The organism is Limnobacter sp. UBA3528 (assembly GCF_002377005.1).
GTDB lineage: Bacteria > Pseudomonadota > Gammaproteobacteria > Burkholderiales > Burkholderiaceae_B > Limnobacter.
Window position 1 is genome coordinate 35,094 of record NZ_DFOZ01000033.1, and the last position, 7,223, is coordinate 42,316.

The window sequence follows — 7,223 nt, forward strand, 5'->3', positions numbered from 1 at the left end:
TTGATTGTTCACAAAGATCTAACGAAGTGTCTAATCAATGCATTGTGCTGGTGGGCATGATGGGTGCCGGCAAAAGCACAGTCGGCAAGGCCTTGGCCAAGCATCTGTCCTGGGAATTCACTGACACCGATCACCTGATCGAGCATCAAACGGGTGTCAGCATTCCTGTTATCTTCGAAATTGAAGGCGAGGCCGGTTTTCGTCGACGTGAATCGACAGCGCTGGCCAGTTTTGTTGGCAAAGAACGGCAGGTCATCGCCACAGGCGGTGGCATTGTTCTCGCTCCGGAAAATCGTGAAATTCTCAAGCAAATTGGCGCTGTGGTGTATTTAAGCGCCTCGGCGGCTGAGCTTTACCAGCGCACTCGATTGGACAAAAACCGGCCTCTGCTTCAAGGCCCCAATCCCCGCCGTAAAATCGAGGAACTGCTGACAGCACGCCTGCCCTTGTACAAAGAATGTGCAGATGTGGTGGTGGAAACCGGGCGTCAGCCTGTGTATCAGATCGTGCAGAAGATCAGTCAGGCATTAAAATTGGGTCAAAAAGCACCCGACACCGAACAGAAGGCCACCGGAACAGAATGAGTCACTACACCCTTGAAGTTGATTTGGGCGAGCGCAGTTACCCGATACATATTGGCGCTGGTCTGCTGGCGCGGGCAGAACTGTTCAAGCCGTACGTGGCTGGTAAAACGGTCATGATCTGCACAAACACCACAGTGGGGCCGTTGTACGCGGACAAACTGAAGGCCAGCCTGCAAGAAGCGGGTGCAAAACAGGTGCATATGGTGAGCCTGCCGGATGGCGAGGAATACAAAGACTGGCCGACCCTGCAGCGTGTGTTCGATGCCTTGCTGCAGAACCACTGTGACCGCAAAACCGTGCTGGTGGCGCTGGGTGGCGGTGTGATCGGTGATATGGGCGGTTTCGCGGCGTCCGCCTTCATGCGCGGTATTCCCTTTATTCAGGTGCCCACCACCTTGCTCAGCCAGGTGGACAGTTCAGTGGGTGGCAAAACAGGGATTAACCACCCTTTGGGCAAAAACATGATTGGTGCGTTTTATCAGCCGCAAATGGTGTTGACTGACATTTCCACCCTGAACACCTTGCCTGACCGTGAATTGAGCTGTGGCCTCGCTGAAATCATCAAGCACGGCGCAATTGCTGACACCGAATATCTGGACTTGGTTGAGTCCAATATGCCCGCCCTGCTGAACCGCGATCCGGAATTGCTGGCGCTGGTGGTTAAACGTTCTTGTGAAATCAAGGCCGATGTGGTGTCAAAAGATGAGCGTGAAGGTGGCATACGTGCAATCTTGAATTTCGGCCACACCTTCGGGCATGCCATTGAAGCAGGTATGGGCTATGGCCAGTGGTATCACGGTGAGGCAGTGGGTTGCGGCATGGTGATTGCAGCCGATTTGTGCCGCCGTATGGGCCGCCTGAGTGTGGAAGAGTCTGCACGTCTAAAGAAAATTGTGATTGATGCCCGGCTGCCAGCCATTCCGCCACGCTTGGGCGTGGAAAAGTTCATGGAATTGATGGCGCACGACAAAAAAGCGGACTCTGGCTCGATTAAATACGTGTTGTTGAATGGCTTGGGTGGTGCATCCACTTCGCCCGCCGACGAAGCGTTGGTGCGGCAAACATTGCAGGAAATGGGGGCAGGGGACTAACAGTGCGCAACTTCGAACTCAGTTTGGCCCCTTATGCAGTCAGCTCCACGAACACGCGTGGCCGGCTGCATCCTGAAAAAAGCCCGGAAGGCCGGACCGAGTTTGAACGTGACCGTGACCGCATTATTCACAGCGCGGCTTTTCGCCGCCTGGAATACAAAACCCAGGTGTTTGTAAATACTGAAGGCGACCTGTATCGCACACGCCTTACTCACAGCCTGGAAGTGGCGCAAATTGCACGCAGCATTTCCCGCAACCTGGGTTTGAACGAAGAATTAACCGAGGCGGTGGCACTGGCTCACGATTTGGGCCACACCCCGTTTGGCCATGCCGGGCAAGATGCGCTCAATGAATGCATGGCCCCGCACGGTGGGTTCGAGCACAACTTGCAAAGCTTGCGGGTTGTGGATGAGCTGGAAGAAAAATATGCCAGTTTCAATGGCCTGAACCTGTGCTTTGAAACCCGTGAAAGTGTTTTGAAACATTGCTCAAGGCCCAACGCCGAGAAGCTGGGCGAGGTGGCGGATCGGTTTTTGAGCAATCGCCGCCCAGTGCTGGAAGCGCAAGTGACCAACCTGGCCGATGAAATTGCCTACAACAACCACGATATTGACGATGGTTTGCGTTCAGGCCTGATCACCCTGGAACAAGCGGCCGAGGTGCCACTGTTCAAGATGCATTTGGACCGTGTGAAAACCCGGCACCCCAATATTGAAGGGCGCAGGCTGATTCATGAAACGGTGCGGGGCATCATCAATGCGCTGGTTCAAGACCTGTTGCATGAATCGGAGCGTCGAATTCAAACCATGAAACCCACCTGTGTGGCCGATGTTCAACTGGCCGACAAGCTGATTGGTTTCAGCCCGGAAATGGCTGAGTTGAACCACGCCCTGAAGGTGTTTTTGCGCAAAGCGCTGTATCAACACTATCAAGTGCTGCGCGCCACGCTGAAGGCCCGGCGTGTGGTTCAAGAACTGTTCCATATTTTTATGGAAGATCCGCGGCTGTTGCCACCCCAGTTTTTTCAGCGTTCCGAGGCCGATATTCCCCGCGCGATTGCAGACTACATTGCCGGCATGACCGACCGCTATGCCATGAAAGAGCATCAGCGCCTGACTGTGCCCGGCGTTCAGTAATACCAGCGCCCCATGGCTCGCCAAGCCCGCCTGTTCATACCTGAATGCCCAATGGTGCTCGAACTGCAGGGCATTGCTGGGCAAGAAGTATTCAAAACCCGTGAAGCTTTTTCCCTGTTTCACGCCCAGTTGCCCCAGAGCGCATCCGAAGAAGATGTCGCAATTCATGCCTATTGCCTGGTGCCCCATGGCGCACTGCTGATGATTTCGACTCCGCTGGCGGGGCAGGTGGGGCGTTTTGTACAAAACCTTAACCGGCATTTTTCACCCGCTGTTCGGCAGGTTCAAATGGTGCATTCCAGTTCGCTGTGGGAGCCTCGGTTCAAGTCCACGGTGGTTCAGCCCGGTTTGCTAAGCCTGAAAGCCTGCCTGTTTGTTGAAGAATTCGCTGCGCGCGCCACAGGGGCGCCTGATCTGGCCACCTACCCATGGAGTAGTTTTGCTGCCCACGCCGGTGTGGTGAATGAGGCCTGGTTGGTGGATTTGCCCATTTACTGGCAATTGGGCAACACACCGTTCGAGCGCCAAAGCCGCTACAGGCAATTCAGCGAGCAGGGCTTGGGTCAGCAGGACAGTGCAGCGCTTTCAGAATGCTTGCGCAAGGGGTGGCTTTGGAGCGATGATGCTTTTTGCACGCAAATTCAAGAGCTTGCGAATCGACCGGTTCGCCCCAGGCCGCGCGGACGTCCAACAATAAAGAACCAAAGCACCGACTAGGTGCAAAAAATACATCGGTTTATTTCGTATGTCCCTATTTAATATCCCCTTGTTTTGGTGGGGTGATTTAAATAGGGTCAGACCCCTTTTATTTTCCTTGAGAATCTTGCCGCGCTGCAGTAAAGTGACCAACGTACTGAAATCAGGGGCTTTTCCATGCAACAAGACATTAGAAAGATTGCCGAAGAAAAAGGCATGTACTCCGCCAGCAACGAACACGACGCCTGTGGCGTTGGCTTTGTGGCGCACATCAAAGGCAAGCGTACCCACGAGATTATCGAGGGCGGCCTGAAAATTCTGGAAAACCTGGACCACCGCGGTGCCGTGGGTGCCGACCCATTGATGGGCGACGGCGCTGGTATCCTGATTCAAATTCCCGATGCTTTCTTCCGTGAAGAAATGGCCAAGCAGGGCGTTACCTTGCCACCCGCCGGTGAATACGGTGTCGGCATGTTGTTCTTGCCCAAAGAAACCGCATCGCGCATTGCCTGCGAGCAGGAAATTGAGCGTGCCGTGAAAGCCGAGGGCCAGGTGCTGTTGGGCTGGCGTGATGTGCCGGTGAATGCCGATATGCCCATGAGCCCCACCGTGCGCTTGAAAGAACCCGTGATTCGCCAGGTGTTTGTCGGCCGTGGCCGCGACATCATGGTGACCGACGCACTGGAACGCAAACTGTATGTAATTCGCAAGCGCGCCGTGCACGCCATCAAGAACCTGAACCTGGCGCACGGCACTGAATACTTCAGCCCCTCCATGAGCGCTCGTACCATTGTGTACAAGGGCTTGTTGCTGGCCAACCAGGTTGGCGAGTACTACCTCGACTTGAAAGAAACACGCTGCGTGTCTGCACTGGCACTGGTTCACCAGCGCTTCTCCACCAACACCTTCCCCGAGTGGCCGCTGGCCCACCCGTATCGCATGTTGGCCCACAACGGTGAAATCAACACCGTGAAAGGCAACTTCAACTGGATGCGCGCTCGCGAAGGCGTCATGAAAAGCGCCGTGTTGGGCGACGATCTGCAAAAGCTGTACCCCTTGATTTTCGAAGGTCAGTCTGACACCGCCTGTTTCGACAACTGTCTGGAACTGTTGGTGATGGCCGGCTACCCGATTGCCCAAGCCATGATGATGATGGTGCCGGAAGCCTGGGAACAGCACACCCTGATGGACGACAACCGTCGTGCCTTCTATGAATACCACGCCGCCATGATGGAACCCTGGGACGGCCCCGCCGCCATGGCCTTCACCGATGGCAAGCAGATTGGCGCTACGCTTGACCGCAACGGCTTGCGCCCTGCGCGTTACATCGTGACCGAAGACGACCTGGTCGTGATGGCTTCTGAATCTGGCACATTGCCAATTCCAGAAAGCAAGATCGTGAAGAAGTGGCGCCTGCAGCCCGGCAAGATGTTCCTGATCGACATGGAAGCCGGCCGCATCATCAACGACGATGAGTTGAAAAATCAGCTCAGCGCCGCCAAGCCCTACAAGCAGTGGATTGACACCATCCGCGTGAAGCTGGATGAAGTGGAAGGTCAGCCCGAGCCGATCGAACCCAAAGAAACCTTGCTGGATCGCCAGCAAGCATTTGGTTACACCCAGGAAGACCTGAAATTCCTGATGGCTCCCATGCTGCAAAGCGGGGAAGAGGCGACTGGTTCCATGGGCAACGACAGCCCATTGGCGGTGATGTCCAACAAGCTCAAGCCGCTGTACAACTACTTCAAGCAGTTGTTCGCGCAGGTGACCAACCCACCGATCGACCCGATCCGTGAAAACCTGGTGATGAGTTTGAACAGCTTCATCGGCCCCAAGCCAAACCTGCTTGATTTGAACAACATCAACCCGCCCATGCGTCTTGAAGTGTCACAGCCCGTGCTGACTTCGAAAGACATGGCGAAGATTCGCAACATTGAAGCCTTCACTGGTGGCAAATTCACCAGCCATGAACTGAATATTTGCTATCCCGTCGCTTGGGGCAAGGAAGGCATTGAAGCGCGTATCGCTTCCCTGTGTGCCGAAGCCCGCGATGCCGTGAAACAGGGTGTGAACATTCTGATCATCACCGACCGCATGATGAGCCGTGACAACGTGGCTATTCCTGCATTGTTGGCCGTGTCTGCCATTCACCAGCACTTGGTGAAAGTGGGCTTGCGCACCTCCACCGGCCTGGTGGTTGAAACTGGGTCTGCCCGTGAAACCCACCACTTTGCCTTGTTGGCTGGTTACGGTGCGGAAGCGGTGCACCCTTACCTGGCCATGGAAACCATTGCCGAAATGAGCAAAGGCTTGCCTGGCGACCTGAGCCCGGAAAAAGCCGTGTACAACTACATCAAGGCGGTGGGCAAGGGCTTGATGAAAGTGATGTCCAAGATGGGCATTTCCACCTACATGAGCTACACCGGCGCGCAAATTTTCGAAGCCGTTGGTTTGAACCAGGCCTTTGTAGATGCCTACTTTGCAGGCACCCCCACCAAGGTGGAAGGCATTGGCGTGTTCGAAGTGGCCGAGGAAGCCATTCGCGTACACCAAGCCGCATTCAGCCCAGACCCCGTGTTGGCTGGTGCCCTGGATGCGGGTGGTGAATACGCCTGGCGTACCCGTGGTGAAGAACACATGTGGACCCCCGATGCAATTGCGAAATTGCAGCACGCCACCCGTTCTGGCGCTTACAACACTTACAAGGAATACGCGCAGATCATCAACGATCAAAGCAAGCGCCACATGACTTTGCGTGGATTGTTCGAGTTCAAGATCGATCCTTCCAAAGCCATTCCAATTGAAGAAGTGGAAGCCGCTGAAGAAATCGTGAAGCGATTTGCAACCGGTGCCATGTCACTGGGTTCCATCTCGACTGAGGCGCATTCAACACTGGCCGTTGCCATGAACCGCATTGGCGGCAAGAGCAACACCGGTGAAGGTGGCGAAGATGAAAAGCGTTACAGCGCTGAGCTGCGTGCCGGTCTTGACAAGTTTGGCCCAGGCACCGGTCCTATTGGTGAAGGCGCCACGCTCAAGAGTGAACTGGGCGATGTGGTGGTTGCAGACTTCCCCTTGAAGAAAGGCGATTCACTGCGCTCACGCATCAAGCAGGTTGCTTCAGGCCGTTTCGGTGTAACCGCCGAGTACCTGACTTCCGCTGATCAAATCCAGATCAAAATGGCGCAAGGTGCCAAGCCAGGCGAGGGCGGTCAGTTGCCCGGTGGCAAGGTATCGGATTACATCGGTAAGCTGCGCTATTCCGTGCCTGGCGTGGGCCTGATTTCCCCGCCCCCGCACCACGACATTTACTCCATTGAAGATCTGGCCCAACTTATTCACGATTTGAAAAACGTGAACAGTCAGGCTTCCATTTCAGTGAAGCTGGTGTCTGAAGTGGGCGTGGGCACGATTGCAGCAGGTGTGTCCAAGGCCAAGGCCGATCACCTGGTGATTGCCGGTCAAGACGGCGGTACAGGTGCATCGCCTGTGTCTTCAATCAAGCATGCCGGTACCAACTGGGAACTGGGCTTGGCTGAAACACAGCAAACTTTGGTACTGAACGGCTTGCGTGGTCGCATTCGCGTGCAGGTCGACGGTCAAATGAAAACCGGCCGCGACGTGGTCATCGGTGCCATGTTGGGTGCCGACGAATTCGGCTTTGCGACCGCACCGCTGGTGGTTGAGGGCTGCATCATGATGCGCAAGTGCCACCT

The 7,223-nt window shown here is 55.3% G+C and carries 5 protein-coding genes; all 5 read left to right on the forward strand.

The annotated features are described in order from the left end of the window. Positions 1 to 26: 26 nt before the first annotated feature. Complete coding sequence (locus tag B4N58_RS10465; RefSeq protein WP_291748942.1) at positions 27 to 584, forward strand: shikimate kinase; 558 nt, start codon at positions 27 to 29, stop codon at positions 582 to 584. Beyond that, entirely contained in the window at positions 581 to 1,675 is a 1,095-nt protein-coding gene (aroB, locus tag B4N58_RS10470; protein ID WP_291748944.1) for a 3-dehydroquinate synthase, read from the forward strand. The genes B4N58_RS10465 and aroB overlap by 4 nt, the downstream gene beginning before the upstream one ends. Further along, on the forward strand, positions 1,648 to 2,811 hold the full coding sequence (locus tag B4N58_RS10475) for a deoxyguanosinetriphosphate triphosphohydrolase (RefSeq protein ID WP_369745931.1): 1,164 nt from the start codon (positions 1,648 to 1,650) through the stop codon (positions 2,809 to 2,811). Before aroB ends, B4N58_RS10475 begins: the two co-directional genes overlap by 28 nt. Positions 2,812 to 2,823: 12 nt before the next feature. Then, complete coding sequence (locus tag B4N58_RS10480; RefSeq protein WP_291748947.1) at positions 2,824 to 3,528, forward strand: hypothetical protein; 705 nt, start codon at positions 2,824 to 2,826, stop codon at positions 3,526 to 3,528. Between the two features lie 156 nt (positions 3,529 to 3,684). Then, on the forward strand, positions 3,685 to 7,223 hold a 3,539-nt coding region (locus B4N58_RS10485; protein ID WP_291748950.1), incomplete at its 3' end, for a glutamate synthase-related protein.